Origin of the sequence: Alkalimonas delamerensis (assembly GCF_030717955.1) — a bacterium.
GTDB classification, from domain to species: domain Bacteria; phylum Pseudomonadota; class Gammaproteobacteria; order Enterobacterales; family Alteromonadaceae; genus Alkalimonas; species Alkalimonas delamerensis.
Genome location: NZ_JAUZVY010000006.1, coordinates 49,877 through 65,337, shown reverse-complemented (window position 1 = coordinate 65,337; position 15,461 = coordinate 49,877). Strand labels below are relative to the sequence as shown.

Sequence of the window (15,461 nt, the reverse complement as noted above, 5' to 3'; positions counted from 1 at the left end):
CAGTTGCCTAGTGCTGAGCTATCTGGGGTTGGCGGATGCGGTCTATAGTTTTGCAACCACAGGTAACTTGGACCTAACCCTACTGATTAGCCTTATTGTGCTTACCCAACTGCATAAGATTTGGCGGCGTTGGCGTTTGTTTGCGCATAGTGAAGCCCTGCTGACTTCCACTAATCGGTAATCCTTTCTATCAAACCACACAACCGCTCGATTTTCTCATTGCTCAGTTGCCGGTAGTCAAAATAAGGGCAAACCAGCAGCCGTTGCTGTTTATCCATGGCAAATTCGTGATCCAGCCAGTCGAGCTGAGCAATAAGGCCATTAGCCAGCAGCGCTTTGGCGTGGGTGCGGCCGGCGATGATATGCAGGGTGTTGCTGGCCGGCTCCAGCTGCGGCGCGCTGAACAGCAGTGCTGTGCCACTGCCCGCTTGCAGCAGATGCTGGTCACGATAGCTTTGCCAGCTGGTGCTGGCTTGTTTCAGTGGCTGCAGGGCTTCTGGCAATGCTTGCACCAGTTTGGCGTAGACATTAAACAGCTTGCGCCAGCCATTGCCACAGGCCTGATTGATGCTGTCGATTTCGCCGCGGCACAGTGGCTGTATCCCACTCAGCTGCGAATACTCCTGCATCGGTGGACGTTTTGCCACATAAACCCGCAGCATGGCATTGGCATCGCCCAGCCCCCAGCCATGCTTCATGCCGGCCGCTCCTGCAGTTCAAAGCCAGACTCAAAATGCCGGGCCTCGCCATTGGTTGGGTCGGTGAAGCTAAGCTGTTTGGCCAACAGCTGCAACGGTTGACTGAAATTGGGGGCCTGCTTGGGCAACAGTTCGGGGTAATAGCGATCGTACAATATTGGTACGCCCAGGCTGAGCATATGCAGCCGCAGTTGATGGGTTTTGCCGGTGTGCGGCTGCAATTGAAAGAGCCCCAACTCCCCGCTGCGCTCAGTCAGCTCGATGCTGGAGCGGGCATTGGGCTCGCCTTCGGCGATGCGGTTGATAAAGCCCGGAGTGGCTTTTTCAATGCGGTTGTCTATCTGCCAGCGCTGGGGCAAAGCGGCTTGCTGCAACTGAGGTGTCAGCCGGGCCACCGCCTGATACTGCTTCTGAATGCTGCCGTTTACAAACAACTGGTAGTAGCCGGGGCGGCTTTTAGGGTTTAACGAAAACAGCACCAGGCCGGCGGTATCGCGATCCAGCCGGTGCACCGGCACCAGATCGACCAGGCCGGTATCACGCTTTAGCCGGGCCAGCAGGCATTCATTGACGTAATCGCCACCCGGCGTTACTGGCAAAAAGTGCGGCTTGTCGGCAATCAGGATAAGGTCATCCTGATACAGAATACGATGGGCAAAGGGGATCACCGGCTCGGCAGTGACTTCGCGGTAATAACAGACCCGCCGGCTGGGTAAAAATGGCGTCCGCTCGCTGATAAGCTCACCCTGATGCCAGTGCACCTTGCCCGCTGCCATGCGTTCACGCCAGACAGCCTCACCTATTTTTGGAAAGCGCTGGCATAAAAACTCAAACACGGTACGGCAACCATTGTTGGTAGGCGGTAAGGTAATTTCAGAGGCAGTTTTGGCGATTGACACGGCAAGTTCCCAGTTGTACAGCCTGAGTGTACCACAAAGCCGCACTCGCTGCGGTCTGTTGGATATTGGGCTATGAAAATGATTGTATTTCGCATTTAAGCTGGCGATAATCGGTTTTTGCATGCAGGAGTTCACGATGCGTATTCAACGCCACAATCCAAGTCAGCGCTGGTCCGATGCTACCGTCTTTAATGGCATCGCTCATTTTGTCGAAGTACCAGAGGATACCAGTGCCGATATGGCCGGCCAGGCCCGACAGATTTTTCAGCAGGCAGAGCAAACCCTGGCAGCCCTTGGCAGCGATCACAGCAAACTGCTCAGTGCCACCATTTACATTACCGATAGCAGCCTGGTGGATGCCTTTAACCAGTGTTGGGATGCCTGGCTGCCGGCAGGCTGTGCCCCATCGCGCGCCTGCATCAAGGTAGAATTGCTGGATTCAGCCATGCTGGTTGAAATCGCCTTTGTGGCTGCGTGTCCGGAAAAAAGGAGCGTACAATGAACAAAATCATCATCTTGCTGGCCGCTGCCAGCTGTTTAGTGAGCGTTGCACAGGCTGAACCGGTGCAGTTTGGCGGTGAAGTGCAGCAGGAAAAGTTAGTCGCTTTAAGCAGCATCCTGGCTGCCCCGGAGCAGTATCTTGCACAGGAAGTGACCGTAAAGGGCACCATTGCTGCCGTTTGTGAGAAAATGCACTGTTGGATGCGTTTTGAAACAGCAGAGCAGCAGCCGGCGTTTCGGATTAAAGTGCGGGATGGGGATATGGTGTTTCCATTAAGCGCCAGGGGGAAAACTGCATACGCAACCGGGACCCTGCAGCCCTGGGCCGGAGGCGAGACTGCGCGCTATCAATTGGTACCAACAGCCGTAGTGATTGAAACCAGCGAGTAAAATACAGCAGACAGCAAAAAGGGCACCTTAAGTGCCCTTTGAAACATACATCAGCAGTTGGTTTAGAACTGGCCGGTTACACCCAGGTGCCAGACATTCAGGCCTGAGGCATCGCGGTTGCTGCCGTAACCTGCTGCCAGAGCCCAGTTCGGGTTGAAGAAGTGCTTGGCTTTGACGCCGTAGTTCTTGCTGCGATCGTAGTTCACGGCAACAGAGGTCATGCGGCTGAAGTAGTAACCGACTTCTGCAGTCCATTCATCACGGCTGCCATCGAAGCGCTCGTATTCGGCACCCAGAGTGATAAAGCGATCACCGCCTAAAGCTGCAAAGTATTTGCTGCTGATGCTCTGGTAATCGAAGTCGTCATCTGTGCTGACGGTAAAGCCAACGTAGTCGTTGCCCTCCAGCTGCACATTGTAGCTGGCAGAGAACAGGTAAGAGGTGCTGCCGCTGCGCGGACGGTAGGCTTCGGCACGAACGATAAAGTCGTCAGAAATCAGGTAGCCCAGACCCAGGGTGTTCTCGTGGAAATCGCTGCTGCGAAGATGACCAGCGGAAACGACGACGCCTGAATCGGTAAAGTATTCACCACCTAAACCATAGACATTCGTGCCGAAAGCACGGACATAACCAGCCTGAATGTTGGATGTCTTGTTGATGTACTCAAACTGATCCAGTGGGCCTAATACTGTTTTGCTGTCCAGGAAGTAGGTTCCTTCCAGAGCGCGGACATTGGTTGAGTTTCCGCTGTAGCGGATGTGATCCCACTCCAATGAGGTAATCAGTTGGTAGTCGTTGGCGATCACTGAGGTGGATGCCGCAACGGCGATAATGGGCAGTGCGTATTTCAACATCTTGATTGTCCTTGTCCTGTTGGTTGACGGCGGCGGATTTTAGGGACAATACCAGATGATGTAAAGTCACAAAACTGTAATTTTTTGTAATTTAAGGTGTGTTTGCTTGGTTTTTAAACGTTATGAAGATGTTTTATTCAATTGGGCTGGCGGGTAACCAGAGTTACCCGCCTTTGACTCAGCTGCTTTTTTGCAGCAGGTAATTGACCAATTGCTCCAGTTCGGTGGCAAAATTCCGGCTATCGAGGTTGTTGTTGTTGATTTTGTATTTGCCATTCACCACAAAGGTTGGCACCCCTGTCAGTACACGTGAGCGTGATAGCTCATTTTGCTCGTTGCGCATGACGGTAGCGCCCATCCGGACGGAAAAGCTATTGATGCGATTGTCGTACTCTTCGGCACTGATGCCTACGCCGAGTGCAATGGAACGTACGTCACGGTCGTTGCGGATTTGCTGACGCTGGCGATGAATGTGGTTGAAAACTGCAGTTGAAAAAGCATCGCCTCTGTCCAGGGCATCGGCAACCAGATAGGCCCGGGCTAGCGTGTTTTGTACTTCAGGGGAAGCACCGCGTACAAAGTCGACATGCACTTTTTTAAACTGTGCTTCTTCAGGCAGATTGGCGCTAATTTGTTGCACCAGCGGCTCAATGGAGGCACAGCCGCCACAGAAGAATGAAAAGTACTCTTTAAATTCAGGCTTGCTGGTGGCCTGCTCGGCAATCACCTCGTAGTGTTTGCCTTCAATAAAGGTTTGGGCAAACGCCGGCGCCGCCAGGATGGCAGCAGAGAACAGCAAAGCGAACAGCTTTTTCATCATCGACATTCCTTCAAAAAGTTCAATGGTTTTAATCGGTCAAGGGTACCAAAAAATCTGGGGTCTGCCCATCTCGGCACCGACTAAAAACTGGGTTGCAGCGACAAAGGGGGCTGGTGCAGTTGGAACAATTGTTCTTTTAACACCAAGGTTTGCTGCTCCCAGTATTTGTCTGTTGCAAACCAGGGAAAGTTCATTGCAAAAGCAGGATCATCCCAGCGCCGGGCCAACCAGGCCATGTAATGAATAATACGCATGGCACGTAGCGGTTCGATCAGTTTCAGCTCTGTCGGATCAAAGTCGCAGTATTGTTGGTATTCTTCCAACAGGATGTCGAGGTACAGCAATTGCTCGGTCCGCTCGCCGGACAGCATCATCCAGAGATCCTGAATGGCCGGTGCCATGCGGCAGTCATCCAGATCGACAAAGAAGGGCCCTTGCTGATCCATAAATAAGTTTCCGGCATGGCAATCGCCGTGCACCCGGATAAGGTTCTGGGGTTGGTATTGCCGGCTGGCTTCGGCAATCACTTGATCGAGGGCGGTGAAAAAGGCCGTCTGCATGTGTCCAGGGATCTGAGGGCACTGTTGTAGAATCTGCCGGCTTTGCAGTAAGTGGCTGTCTACACTTAAGGTTGGACGATGGTGGAATACCTTGCTTTTGCCCACCTGATGCAGCCGGCCGAGAAAGCGACCCAGTTGGCCCAGTTGCTCTTCGTGGTCGGTTTCCAGCGGTCGCCCTCCCCGGCTGGGGAATAACGCAAAATAGCCGCCGGCGTAAGGCAACACCGAGCAACCATTCAGGCTGACGGGAGCAACGACAGGGACATCGGCAGCCAGCAGCTCTCGGGTGAAGTCATGTTCTTCCTGCAACTGCTGTAGACTCCAGCGCTCTGGCCGGTAAAATTTGACCACCCAACGCTGGATAGCCGGGTATCCGGCCAGCTCGCCCCGAAACTGATAGACCCGGTTTTCATAGCTGTTCAGCGCCGTTAAACCGGAATCAATGACCAGGCCCAGCTCTTCCAGTGCATCCAGCACGGTATCCGGGGTTAAATCGGCAAAACAAAAAGCAGACATAAAGACCCTACAGTCGCTGCATCGAATAGATGCAGCGACTATAGCACGAGTTAACGCCTGGAGAAGAAGCGGTTGGTTTGTGAGACCTCAATATCTGGCTGGCCTTCAATGCGGACGGTAAAGGTCAGATCGCTGATGGGCTGGTCCAACTCCCATGGATCAGCGGCCAGACTGATGGGCAGGCTGGCAGTTTCCCCGCCGGCGACTGTTAGCTCTGTCGGTCCTATCCAGCGTAAGTCATCCAGGCCGGTTACCGAGAATACAAAGGTCTGCTGCTGCTGAGATTTGTTGATAATGCGCAAGGTGTAGGTGTTTTCCACCCAGCCCTCGCTGGTATCGCGGAACAAGGCTCCACGGTCACGCAGAATATCGAACTCCAGTGGCTGCCGGCTGTACAGGGTATAGACGAAAGCGAGGCAAACAACCACCAACACAGCAAAATAGCCGAGCAGTTTAGGCCTGAGGACATGGGCACCCTTGCCCTGCAAGCGGCTTTCGGTGGTGTAGCTGATCAAGCCTTTGGGGTAGCCCATTTTTTCCATGGTGTCGTCGCAGGCGTCGATGCAGGCACCACAGTTGATGCACTCGTACTGCAAGCCGTTGCGGATATCGATACCGGTCGGACAGACATGGACACAGAGGTTGCAATCAATGCAGTCGCCCAAGCCTTTTGCTTTGTAGTCGGTGTCTTTGCGGCTGCGGGGTCCCCGGTTTTCACCGCGCGCAGCATCGTAAGTCACAGTAAAGGTATCTTTGTCGAACATGGCCGACTGAAAGCGGGCATAGGGACACATGTGGGTGCACATGATTTCCCGCATCCAACCGGCATTGCCGTATGTACAAACCGTAAAAAACAACACTGCCAGCGTGGCCCAGAAGCCGGCTTGCAGGGTAAAGAAGTTCAGGAACAGCCGGTCAATCGGTGTAAAGTAGCCAACAAAGATCAGCGCGGTCAGTAAAGCAAAGCCGACCCAGCACAAGTGGGTGAGGAACTTTTTGCCAAACTTGTGCCAGCTCCAGCCTTGTTGATCCAGTTTCATTCGCTGATTTCGGCTGCCTTGAATTTTCTCTTCAAACCACATGAAAATAAAGGTCCAGACCGATTGCGGGCAGAGGTAGCCACACCAAACCCGCCCATAAAAGGTGGTGACAAAAAATAGGGCGTAGGCGGCAATGATAAAAATCCAGGCCAGAATGGTGAAATCCTGTGGCCACAATGTCAGCGCAAAAATAGTGAACTTCTGTTCCGCTATGTTCAGTAAAATAGCTTGCTCACCATTGAACCGCAGCCAGGGCAACAGCATAAAGAGGCCCATAAAAAAGAAGCCCATGTAACGACGGATCGCCTGATGTACCCCTTTCATGGCACGGACATAGATGCGATCCCGTGATGGATAACGATCTTGCGGATTCTTTGCAGGCTGATGCAGCTTAACCTCGACCGGAATATTCTTCACATCGATTTTATCAGTCACAGGCACCTCGGGCATGGTTGCTGAAGCGGGTATGGAGTCGGCAGTATATCATTGAATTGTCTTTTCTTCATGGACCGTATTTTTCCCTGGCGCCTTGCAGACAAGGCTGTGATGGATCAGGTATCATCGGCTTTTACCTCTTTTGGAGCGAGATCTCGGTGAAAGCATTGATCGTTATTTTGCTGGTTATTTTGCTGCTGGCTACTTTTTCGGATCATCCACGAATCAGTCCCTACAAAGAACAGCTGATTGATCAGCTGCATCGCCTTGGTGGCTCATCAGTCCGCTCCGGCGAGGCTCAGGCCATGCGCAATATCGAGCGCTTGTTTACCGAGCTCGGTCAGGAGCTGGGTGAGGGGCAGCGAGCGCAATTGCAACGTGCAGCCTCCTCCAAGCAGGAATTGCTGTTGTTCCGGCAGCGTTACTGCATCGACGGTGATTTTAACCCCTTGCTCTTTGGTGAGCCTCTACGCAAGGTGTGCAGCATCATCGCCAGTCAGTATGACATTCTGATGCGGAATTAAGTTTGCGGTACATCAAACTAAGTAGATTAGGAGATACTTATGCGTGTTTGCGGCGTTGAGATTAAAAGCAATGAAGCCATTATTTGTCTGATGACGCTGGAACAGGGGTTATTCCAGTTGCCGGATTGTCGCCAACAACGTTTTGTGTTGCAGCATGACAAAGATGCTGAGGCTATGCGTAAGTTTCAGTTTTCGTTGCAGAAATTTTTTCAGGACTATCAGGTCAGCCAGGTGGTGATTAAAGAGCGGCCACAAAAAGGAAAGTTTGCCGGTGGTGCTATTGGTTTTAAAATTGAAGCAGCACTGCAATTGCTGCCTGCCATCGAAGTGACCCTGGTATCCAGCCAACAGATTAAAGAGCAGTTAAGCCGCAACCCGCTGCTAATTGACTTTAAAGCCACCGGACTGAAAGGGTTTCAACAAACTGCTTTTGAAACGGCATACAGCTGGTTGCAGCGTAAAGAATAACCAAGGTTCATCCTGCAGCAGAGCCGAGGATGAACACTAACTCGAGCCTGTTTTTCCCGGTGGCGTTGTCACAGGCTCTATCACGACATCCGGCCTTTGGCTGGCTTGCTGAATGGCTTGCAGGACCAGGTGTCGGACAATTTTCGACTTTGCCTCTCCGGTCATTTCACTTAATTGATTTAAGGCCTCAATGGCTTCCGGGCTAAGCGTAAAGGTAGCATGGCGCATTGGCAAACGCGGCCCACTCTCCTCGTCAGGAAGCAACTGACGCAAACTCACCACCTTGGGCAAGCCCATGGCGTAATTGTTGGCGTCCTCGATAAAGTCGTCTACATTAACGGGCCGTTTTTCAGACGGCGTAGACTTTTTTTTCAGATCCCGCAGACCCATCTTCTTGAATTGCCTTCATTGATAAAAGTTCAGTGATTATATCGCGGATTTCTTGCGCGGCTTTGCCTTCCGGATCAATGTCCATCACGGATAAGCCTTTTTCTTCGCTGTCATCGTAGATATTCCGACTGTGCGTAATGGCTTCTAGCACCCGAAGGTTAAACGATTTGCAGACTTCTTTGGCATCCAAAATTCGGTTGGCTTGATTGGGCAGCGACGGGCACTGTGTCATCACACAGCCAACAATCATGTCAGGATTCACCACATTGCTGGCGCTGACCAAGTCTTCCAGATGCTCCAGGGTTTTCAAGTCACGACGTTTGGGACGCAATGGTAACAACACATGGCTGGCCACCACCATGGCTGAACGCAGGGCGACACTGTCCTGACCGCCACAATCCACCACCACCACATCGTAATGCATTTCCAGGCTTTTCAATTCGTAGCGGATTTTGCCATACATCTGGACACAGTTGATCCAGGGCAAGTCTGCATTCAGATGCCGCTCTTGCACCCAGTCTGATGTGGTGCGCTGCGGATCGCAATCGACCAGCATGACATTGGCTTGCTTTTCCCGGGTAAAATACACGGCGATATTCTGTGCCAGACAACTTTTTCCGCTACCGCCTTTTTCTCCACCAACCAACAGAATCATCTGTCTTTCCTCATGTTGCTTCAAACCGACACTAAGGCCCAGCAGGACCAGTTTTCAGTATAGGCGGTAAATTAGCTTTCTGCGAACATTCAGATACTTTGTCAGCTTGCAGCACTGGTGCAGTAAAAATAGCCCCATGCTGTGTACCTAATGTAATCACTGCGCAAAAAAACAGCGGGAAAAGTTTCCTGTTTCTGTCAAAACGAAGTAATCTATAAGGCTCAGTGGTAGAAAATGACAGTGGGTACGCAATGGCAAATTACAGTGAAGTTAAAGCAGTGTGTGAGCGGTTGCATCGGGAGGGGCGCCCCATCACCCTGGATATTCTGGCAAAGCACCTGGATGGCAGTCGCTCCAGCATGATGGTGCACTTTGATCACTGGTGCAGTGAAAATCAATACACCCCTCCGCAGGACGAGCCAACCAGTGGAGGCAGCGTAGGCAAGGGGATGGCATCCTTGAGTGCGCTGACCGAAAAGATGCCTGGCTCGCTGAGTAAGATGTTGCAATTCGGCAAAAAGGTTTTGAAAGAGCAAGACAAAGTGGCCCCAGAACAAAACGTTGCCGATAGCTCAAAGGCGACTGCTCCGATCGGTGCCAGGCAAGAGCCGGCGCCTGCTGCCAAGGTACCGCAGGAAGCCTCTGCCAGTGATAAGCAGGGACAGGATAAAGATAAGCAAGCACCTGCCAAGGAAAAAGAAACCGCAGGCAGCGATAAGGCTGTAGCAGAGCCGTTGCAAGGCGAGTCAAAAGAAAACAAAAAAGCAGCGGTGCCAAAGCCTGCAGCTGCCAGTGCCAGTCAGGATGAGGCCATTGTGCGTGCAGCCGCCGCTGCTCAATCTAAATCACAGCCAGAAACAAAAAAAACAACCAGTCAGCAACCAGCCAGGGCCAATGCGCCAGAGGCTGCTTCATCCAATGTCGCAGGAGATTCAAAGGTGACCACCCCTACCGAAGATACCGATGCTTTAGTGTCGCAGCTGGAGCTGCATATTGAGAACCTGGAGCAGCAGCAGCAAGACTTGCAGCAAGAGATTGCTCAGTTGCGTGAGCGGGCTCGTGAATTAACCGAAGACAGTGAAGATCTGCACCAGCAGTTCACCGATGCTCAGCAGCTGGCTATCGAGCGTCAAAAGGCACTGAATGAACTGCAACAGACTCTGGTGCAACATCAGGCGGAGCTGAACCGGGTTAAAGATCAACTGTTAGAAGCAGAGCAGCAGCGTGATGAGGCTGTGCAGGCTAAGCGGCAGGGTGATGAACAGTATGAATTGCTGGCGCAAAAGCTGGATGCACTGCAGATGGCCAATGCTGAGTTGCAGGCTCAGGCTGGCTCCAAGCAGGCGGAACATGTCAGTCAGCTGGAAGAAAAGCTGGAACAAACCCAGCAAGAGCTTTCATTGCAAAAGCAAGAGTTGCCTGTGCTGCAGCAGCAGTTGAAAAAAGCCGAGGAAGCCCGAGCCGCAGCTCTGAAGCAGGTGGAAGAAGCTGATCAGCGTTATAAGCAACTGGAAAGTAAACTGAGTGAAAGTGAGCAGAGTGCCGCCGACCAAAGTGGTGCTGTGCAAAAGCTGGAACAAGAACGCGATGATTTGCGCCGACAGCTGGACGATGTCATTGATGCCAAAAATGAGATGACAGATCAGCTGAAAGAGCAAGCGCAGCAAATTGAGCAATTATCCTCCAAGCTACCTGAAATGCGCTCGCAGCATGAGTTTGTTGAGCAAGAGCAGGAGCTACAGCGGTTACGCTCGCGTGTGCAGGTGATGGAAAGCAAAATAGCGCACCTGCAAAACACCAACAACATGCTGAAAGAGCAAAGTGAGGTCACCTCAGGTCATCAGAGTCGTCAACGTGAAACCATTAAGTTGCAGCGCGAAGAAAACAAGCAATTGCGTGAGGCCCAGCAGCAGTATCTGCAGGAAAAAGAGCAATTGCAGCAGCGGTTGGCGAAGATGGAAGAGCAGCTCAGCTTTGTGAAAAGCAACTCGACCTCCACCATTGAGCGCTTGACCTTGTCGAACCAGCAGGCGCAACAGAAAATAACCATGTTGGAGCAAAAACTGAGCAAAGCCGGGGTGAGTTGAGACCCCGGCTTTAGCCACTAACCTCGTCTGCGGCGTATCAGTGTCACCAGGCCAAGCCCCATCACCAGCCAGACTAAGGCGCTGGCCTTAGCTTGGTCGGGTTCTTCGGCTTGGCTGGTATTTTGAACCGGGTTTAATCCGGCAGCCGTGTCGGCTCTGGCATCCACCACCACCACGCTTTCAATCAACACCAAATGCTCCTCAGTGACCGCTGTGTCTGCATCCGCATCCGCACTGGTGTAATTTCGTAATGGCATTTCGCTGGCCGCTCCGCCTAAATTAAAGCGCGGTAGCTCGGCAATGGCTTGCAGTACTTCCATGCCTTGTTCAGACACCTGACCAAAGACAGTAAAACCGCCATTTTGTGCATCCAGCTGCGGTCCGCCAGCATGATTGTCACTCAGGTTAAAAAACCATTGATTGGTGGCACTGTTGGGATTGCCCGCCAGTTTCGCCATGGCGATGGTGCCGCGGCGGTTGGACAGTCTGGGCTCATTCTGGACCGGCGCCCGGGCCGGGATCACAGTCAGTGGCAGGGAGCCTTCGTAGGCAAAGCCGCCGCCCTGCACCACAAAATCCGGCACAACACGGTGAATCACGCTGTTGTGATAACTTTCATCCTCAACATAGGCCAGGAAGTTTGCCACTGTTTGTGGCGTGATGTCATCAAAGAGGTTGACTTCGAAGGTTCCGAGTGAGGTGCGGAATTCAACAATGGTGGCCTGAAGTGATAGAGGCAACAAGCTGAGTAAGCAAGCACTGAGCCAGGGGGCGAGCCGGTGTTTCATGGTGTTTTCCTATGATGTTATTTGACCGCTTAGCATACTGCAGCAGGGAACCCGCTGCGAGAGCGGGTAACACTTAATCACTAATGGCTACCAAAAACCACAATCTATACCGTAGCGAGGCTGCGTAAAGGAGCAGCCTTGAAGTCGAGCTGGTCTTATTTCACCATGAATTGATGATGACAGTTGTGATGGGCTGCTGCTGATGATCCAGTTGGATTTGCAGATCTGCCCGACTCGGCAACTGCTGCCAGCTGGCGAGAGTTAAACGTTCAAAACTTAGCATAAACTGCGCCAGTTGCGCTTTGCTCATCCCCATGCCGCGCTGTTGCCACAGTTGTTGTTCCTGCTTTTGGCGCCAACGACAGACCGTCTGCCAATCTGGGGCTTGCAGCCAAATCAGCGGCTTTAGCAACTGCCAGTAATCGGCATAAGCCGCAGTTAGTTGTTGATTGACATAGCGCCGCCAGCGACCATCGGCATCCTGCTGATGCTCCAGCGCATTGATGGGTTGCTGCAGCGCCTGGTCACTCTGGGGAGCCAGCCCAAGACACCAGCCCTCAACCAGTAAGAGTTCGGCTTTCTGCGGCGAACAAGGTGAACCGGGTTCATCCAATGCTTTGTCGAAGTGAGGCCAGGCGACCGCTTTGCCTTGCAAAAAGTTGTGCGCATCGTCCAGTGCTTGCTCGATGCGGTGGGTGCCGGGCACGCCGCGTTGGGCCAGCAAAGGATGGACCTGCTTGGCCAGTTGCTGCCGCTGCGTGCGGTTTAGGTAGTAGTCATCCAGCGAGACAGCGGCAGTAGGACGTCCTTGGGCTGTGAGCTGCTTGGCCAATCGTGCTGCCAGAGTGCTTTTCCCTGTGCCTTGTGCGCCTGTGATGCCAATAATGGCAGGCCCGTCGATGGGCAACAGCAGTGCGGCTAACTGACTGACCCACTGCGCATAGAGATGATTAGTGGGCATTGTCATTCGGGCTGTCTTCTGTGTCTGCAGCGGTGGGCTCGGTGTTTTCCAGCCAGCGATACAGGGTGCGGCGGGTGATACCGAGCAGCTGCGCTGCTTTTTGTTTGTTGCCACCGGTATGTTGTAGCACCTGGCGGATGTAATTCAACTGAACCTGCTGCAAACTGGGCCAGCTGGTATGGCTCTGCGGTTGCTGGCTGGCCTCCGGCTGATAGCTGAGGATACGGCGGGGCAAGTCATCGGCCTGAATTTCGGTGCCACTGGCAAAGGTAAAACCACGCTCTATGGCGTTTTGCAACTCCCGCACATTGCCGGGGAAGGGATAGCGGTACAGGCAGTCCAGTGCTTCGCTACTGAGTCGCTGCACTGCTTTGTTTTGTTGTTGCTGCAGACGCTGCAAGAACGTCTGAGCCAGCAGCTCCAGATCGTCGGCGCGCTCTCGCAGTGGCGGTATCGAGAGGCTGAAGGTCTCCAGCCGGTAAAACAAATCGGCCCTAAAGTCACCGGCCGCGACTTTCTCGTCCAGATCCTGATGGGTGGCGGCTAAAATTCGCACATCGATCTGCTCTTCCTGATCGCTGCCGACCGGACGGATCTTCCCTTCCTGCAGTACCCGCAATAGCTTGGCTTGCAGCAACAAAGGCATTTCGGCAATTTCATCCAGCAGCAAGGTGCCGCCATCGGCTTCTTTTAACAAGCCTGCCCGGCTGTGTCTGGCGCCGGTAAAAGCACCGGCAGCATGCCCAAAAAACTCGCTTTCCATCAATTCAGCCGGGATGCCGGCACAGTTCACCGCAATAAAGGCTTGTTTGCTGCGGCTACTTTGCTGGTGAATGGCCCGGGCAACCAGTTCTTTGCCACTGCCACTTTCACCCAGAATCAATACTGCCCCCTGCGCCGGTGCTACCTGGGCGATTTGTTGATACAAGCGACGCATGGCCCGGCTTTGGCCAATCATACCGGCTGGCCCGGCCTGTTGTTGCCGTAATTGCTGAACCTCTCGCTGCAGCGCCTGGTGATTGAGCAGGCGCTGCACCGACAAAGTCAGGTGATCCAGGTCCAGCGGTTTGGTCAGAAAATCGTCGGCACCTTGCTTTAATGCCGCCACCGCCTGACGGACGGTGCCAAAGGCCGTGATCAGCAATAAGGCCGGTGCGGATGGCTGCTGCTTTAAACGGCTCAGCAGTTCCAGCCCGCTGATACCTGGCAACTGGATGTCACTGATCACCAGTGCAAAGGGCTGCTCTGGCAACAGGGCCAGCAAATCCTCTGCCTGGCTAAAGGCCGTTACCAGATAACCTTGCCCGGTCAGTTCTTCTTGCAGCAGCTCGAGCAGCGCTGGATCGTCCTCGACTATGGCCAGACGGCAAGGGGATGCGTTCATGGCTGTGTTTCCTTGGTTGGGGGCAGTGGCAGGCTTAGTGTTAAGCGGCAGCCTCCCTGTGGTCGGTTGCTGAGCTCTACCTTGCCCTGGTGCTCCTGCATAATTTGCTGAACTATCGCAAGACCCAGGCCAGTCCCCTGACCGGCAGGCTTGGTTGAGACAAAGGGTTGCATCACGCTGCTGGCACTTTGCGCTTCAGCTAAACCAGGGCCATCGTCTTCAATAATCAGGTGCAGCCAATCGTGCTGCAGGCTGACGCTTAAACAGACCGCTGAATCGGCTGCCTGAATGGCGTTGCGTAAGCCATTGACCAGGGCCAGCTCAAAGCGGTCGGGATCCAGATACAGCAGCAAATCAGGACAAGAGCCGGTAAGCCTTGGCTCCGGCTGTGTCGGTTGCAGCTCAAAGCTGATGCTGGTCAGGGCTTGTTGCAACAAGGTGGGCAGCGGGGTGCGCTGCCAGTTGGCAACCGGCGTATGCGCAAAGGCCTGCAATTGTTTGACCATGCGGCTGAGCCGCTGCACCTGGCCACGGATGGCATCCAGTTGACGCTGGCACTCGGCATCGGGCTGCATGCGGGCCAGCCGTTGCGCCCGGCCATCAATCACACTGAGCGGGGCACCCAGCTCGTGAGCCACCCCACTGACGACCTGACCAATGGCAGCCATGGTTTCTTGCTTTTTCAGTTGCTGCTCCATCTGCCGCTGTTGTTGTTGTTGTTGCAGCAGTTGCTGTTGTGCCTGGCTGATGTCATCCAGCATCTGGTTTAAGCCGGCGGCTACTTCGCTCAGCTCGGCCGGGCCTTGTTGCTCCGCCCGGTGCCCAGTGTCGCCGGCAGCGACCTGGCGCATGCTGGCCACCAGGCGGCGTACCGGCTCACCGATGGCTCTGTGATGACCGCGCCACATAATCAGCAAGCTCAACAGCGCCAGCGCCAGCCAGCTGAGCCAGGCCAATGTGGTCATCCGGGCCAGGCTGGTTTCAAAGTCACTGCCTTTGCGGTTAATTTGCAGCAGGCCATGGATTTGGCCGCTGCGGTCGATCACCGGTAAAAAGTGCGAGTACAAGGAGCGACCGGAGACGGAGCGGTAGCCATCTTGCTGCAAACCGGTGCGGACCACCTCTGAGGCCAATTGACTGTCGGATAAGTCGGTTTCGGTGACTCCGGTCGCTGCAACCAGGCGGCCATCGGTATCGTAGACGGAAGCGCCATAGACCCGGCCAATGGTGAACACCGACTCCAGATGCGCCTCAATGGCGGCCAGATCGTGTTGCAGCAGTGCATCGCTGATGGGCACCCGAATCGCCCGGCCAATCAGTTCTAGATCGGTGCGTAAGCTGTCGGTCACCAGCTCTGAAGTCAGGGCCAGACCAAAGCGGATGGTCAGGCCAACCAGCAACAGCATTGGCAGGATGACAAAAAGCAGCAGTCGTCGTTGCAGGCTGGCTTGCGGCCAGCGGCGCAGGTTGGATAATAATGTCACATAGCCT

General features: G+C 53.7%; 17 protein-coding genes. 5 read left to right on the top strand and 12 right to left on the bottom strand.

The window, feature by feature from the left end; all coding sequences use genetic code 11:
• Positions 1-170: 170 nt before the first annotated feature.
• Together Q3O59_RS13445 and Q3O59_RS13440 are read right to left on the bottom strand one after the other, a co-directional pair.
• Positions 171-698 (bottom strand): DUF6942 family protein, encoded by a 528-nt coding sequence (locus Q3O59_RS13445; RefSeq protein WP_305946076.1) that lies wholly within the window; start codon positions 696-698, stop codon positions 171-173.
• Positions 695-1,597, bottom strand: coding sequence for a pseudouridine synthase (locus Q3O59_RS13440; protein ID WP_305946075.1), 903 nt, complete (start codon positions 1,595-1,597; stop codon positions 695-697). The genes Q3O59_RS13445 and Q3O59_RS13440 overlap by 4 nt, the downstream gene beginning before the upstream one ends.
• A gap of 136 nt (positions 1,598-1,733) precedes the next feature.
• Between Q3O59_RS13440 and Q3O59_RS13435 the strand changes: the two genes are divergently transcribed.
• Both Q3O59_RS13435 and Q3O59_RS13430 read left to right on the top strand, forming a co-directional pair.
• Complete coding sequence (locus tag Q3O59_RS13435) at positions 1,734-2,099, top strand: RidA family protein (RefSeq protein ID WP_305946074.1); 366 nt, start codon at positions 1,734-1,736, stop codon at positions 2,097-2,099.
• Positions 2,096-2,488, top strand: a complete 393-nt coding sequence (locus Q3O59_RS13430) for a DUF4920 domain-containing protein (RefSeq protein ID WP_305946073.1) — start codon at positions 2,096-2,098, stop codon at positions 2,486-2,488. Before Q3O59_RS13435 ends, Q3O59_RS13430 begins: the two co-directional genes overlap by 4 nt.
• Before the next feature lie 62 nt (positions 2,489-2,550).
• Here Q3O59_RS13430 and Q3O59_RS13425 read toward each other — a convergent pair whose 3' ends face one another.
• From Q3O59_RS13425 to ccoG, 4 genes are all read right to left on the bottom strand, one after another.
• A complete protein-coding gene (locus Q3O59_RS13425) occupies positions 2,551-3,342 on the bottom strand; it encodes a putative porin (protein WP_305946072.1) in 792 nt (263 codons plus the stop codon).
• Positions 3,343-3,520: 178 nt separating this feature from the next.
• The gene (locus Q3O59_RS13420; protein WP_305946071.1) at positions 3,521-4,162 is read right to left on the bottom strand and encodes a thiol:disulfide interchange protein DsbA/DsbL; all 642 of its coding nucleotides are present in this window, start codon (positions 4,160-4,162) and stop codon (positions 3,521-3,523) included.
• Between the two features lie 80 nt (positions 4,163-4,242).
• Complete coding sequence (locus Q3O59_RS13415) at positions 4,243-5,238, bottom strand: serine/threonine protein kinase (protein ID WP_305946070.1); 996 nt, start codon at positions 5,236-5,238, stop codon at positions 4,243-4,245.
• A gap of 50 nt (positions 5,239-5,288) precedes the next feature.
• A complete protein-coding gene (gene ccoG / locus Q3O59_RS13410) occupies positions 5,289-6,713 on the bottom strand; it encodes a cytochrome c oxidase accessory protein CcoG (protein ID WP_305946069.1) in 1,425 nt (474 codons plus the stop codon).
• A gap of 158 nt (positions 6,714-6,871) precedes the next feature.
• Here ccoG and Q3O59_RS13405 point away from each other — a divergent pair, with 158 nt between their 5' ends.
• Together Q3O59_RS13405 and Q3O59_RS13400 are read left to right on the top strand one after the other, a co-directional pair.
• A complete protein-coding gene (locus Q3O59_RS13405; protein WP_305946068.1) occupies positions 6,872-7,237 on the top strand; it encodes a hypothetical protein in 366 nt (121 codons plus the stop codon).
• A gap of 39 nt (positions 7,238-7,276) precedes the next feature.
• On the top strand, positions 7,277-7,705 hold the full coding sequence (locus Q3O59_RS13400; protein ID WP_305946067.1) for a DUF3010 family protein: 429 nt from the start codon (positions 7,277-7,279) through the stop codon (positions 7,703-7,705).
• Positions 7,706-7,741: 36 nt separating this feature from the next.
• Here Q3O59_RS13400 and Q3O59_RS13395 read toward each other — a convergent pair whose 3' ends face one another.
• Together Q3O59_RS13395 and Q3O59_RS13390 are read right to left on the bottom strand one after the other, a co-directional pair.
• Complete coding sequence (locus tag Q3O59_RS13395; protein ID WP_305946066.1) at positions 7,742-8,095, bottom strand: replication protein RepA; 354 nt, start codon at positions 8,093-8,095, stop codon at positions 7,742-7,744.
• Positions 8,055-8,750 carry a nucleotide-binding protein gene (locus tag Q3O59_RS13390; RefSeq protein ID WP_228592393.1) on the bottom strand — a complete coding sequence of 232 codons (696 nt, stop codon included), beginning with the start codon at positions 8,748-8,750 and terminating at the stop codon, positions 8,055-8,057. The genes Q3O59_RS13395 and Q3O59_RS13390 overlap by 41 nt, the downstream gene beginning before the upstream one ends.
• 251 nt (positions 8,751-9,001) lie before the next feature.
• Between Q3O59_RS13390 and Q3O59_RS13385 the strand changes: the two genes are divergently transcribed.
• The gene (locus tag Q3O59_RS13385) at positions 9,002-10,837 is read left to right on the top strand and encodes a coiled-coil domain-containing protein (protein WP_305946065.1); all 1,836 of its coding nucleotides are present in this window, start codon (positions 9,002-9,004) and stop codon (positions 10,835-10,837) included.
• A gap of 17 nt (positions 10,838-10,854) precedes the next feature.
• On the opposite strand, the gene Q3O59_RS13380 is transcribed toward Q3O59_RS13385, so the two are convergent.
• From Q3O59_RS13380 to Q3O59_RS13365, 4 genes are all read right to left on the bottom strand, one after another.
• Entirely contained in the window at positions 10,855-11,625 is a 771-nt protein-coding gene (locus Q3O59_RS13380; RefSeq protein WP_305946064.1) for a peptidylprolyl isomerase, read from the bottom strand.
• A gap of 160 nt (positions 11,626-11,785) precedes the next feature.
• Positions 11,786-12,592, bottom strand: coding sequence for a kinase (locus tag Q3O59_RS13375; RefSeq protein WP_305946063.1), 807 nt, complete (start codon positions 12,590-12,592; stop codon positions 11,786-11,788).
• Positions 12,576-13,970, bottom strand: a complete 1,395-nt coding sequence (locus Q3O59_RS13370; protein WP_305946062.1) for a sigma-54-dependent transcriptional regulator — start codon at positions 13,968-13,970, stop codon at positions 12,576-12,578. Before Q3O59_RS13370 ends, Q3O59_RS13375 begins: the two co-directional genes overlap by 17 nt.
• Positions 13,967-15,454: a sensor histidine kinase gene (locus Q3O59_RS13365; RefSeq protein WP_305946061.1), complete on the bottom strand. Its 1,488-nt coding sequence runs from the start codon at positions 15,452-15,454 to the stop codon at positions 13,967-13,969. Before Q3O59_RS13365 ends, Q3O59_RS13370 begins: the two co-directional genes overlap by 4 nt.
• Positions 15,455-15,461: the final 7 nt, after the last annotated feature.

Coding starts and splice junctions, on each gene's coding strand:
- Q3O59_RS13445 (WP_305946076.1), bottom strand. CDS start 698: ATGAAGCATGGCTGGGGGCTGGGCGATGCCAATGCCATGCTGCGGGTT.
- Q3O59_RS13435 (WP_305946074.1), top strand. CDS start 1,734: ATGCGTATTCAACGCCACAATCCAAGTCAGCGCTGGTCCGATGCTACC.
- Q3O59_RS13430 (WP_305946073.1), top strand. CDS start 2,096: ATGAACAAAATCATCATCTTGCTGGCCGCTGCCAGCTGTTTAGTGAGC.
- Q3O59_RS13425 (WP_305946072.1), bottom strand. CDS start 3,342: ATGTTGAAATACGCACTGCCCATTATCGCCGTTGCGGCATCCACCTCA.
- Q3O59_RS13420 (WP_305946071.1), bottom strand. CDS start 4,162: ATGATGAAAAAGCTGTTCGCTTTGCTGTTCTCTGCTGCCATCCTGGCG.
- Q3O59_RS13415 (WP_305946070.1), bottom strand. CDS start 5,238: ATGTCTGCTTTTTGTTTTGCCGATTTAACCCCGGATACCGTGCTGGAT.
- Q3O59_RS13400 (WP_305946067.1), top strand. CDS start 7,277: ATGCGTGTTTGCGGCGTTGAGATTAAAAGCAATGAAGCCATTATTTGT.
- Q3O59_RS13395 (WP_305946066.1), bottom strand. CDS start 8,095: ATGGGTCTGCGGGATCTGAAAAAAAAGTCTACGCCGTCTGAAAAACGG.
- Q3O59_RS13390 (WP_228592393.1), bottom strand. CDS start 8,750: ATGATTCTGTTGGTTGGTGGAGAAAAAGGCGGTAGCGGAAAAAGTTGT.
- Q3O59_RS13385 (WP_305946065.1), top strand. CDS start 9,002: ATGGCAAATTACAGTGAAGTTAAAGCAGTGTGTGAGCGGTTGCATCGG.
- Q3O59_RS13380 (WP_305946064.1), bottom strand. CDS start 11,625: ATGAAACACCGGCTCGCCCCCTGGCTCAGTGCTTGCTTACTCAGCTTG.
- Q3O59_RS13375 (WP_305946063.1), bottom strand. CDS start 12,592: ATGACAATGCCCACTAATCATCTCTATGCGCAGTGGGTCAGTCAGTTA.
- Q3O59_RS13370 (WP_305946062.1), bottom strand. CDS start 13,970: ATGAACGCATCCCCTTGCCGTCTGGCCATAGTCGAGGACGATCCAGCG.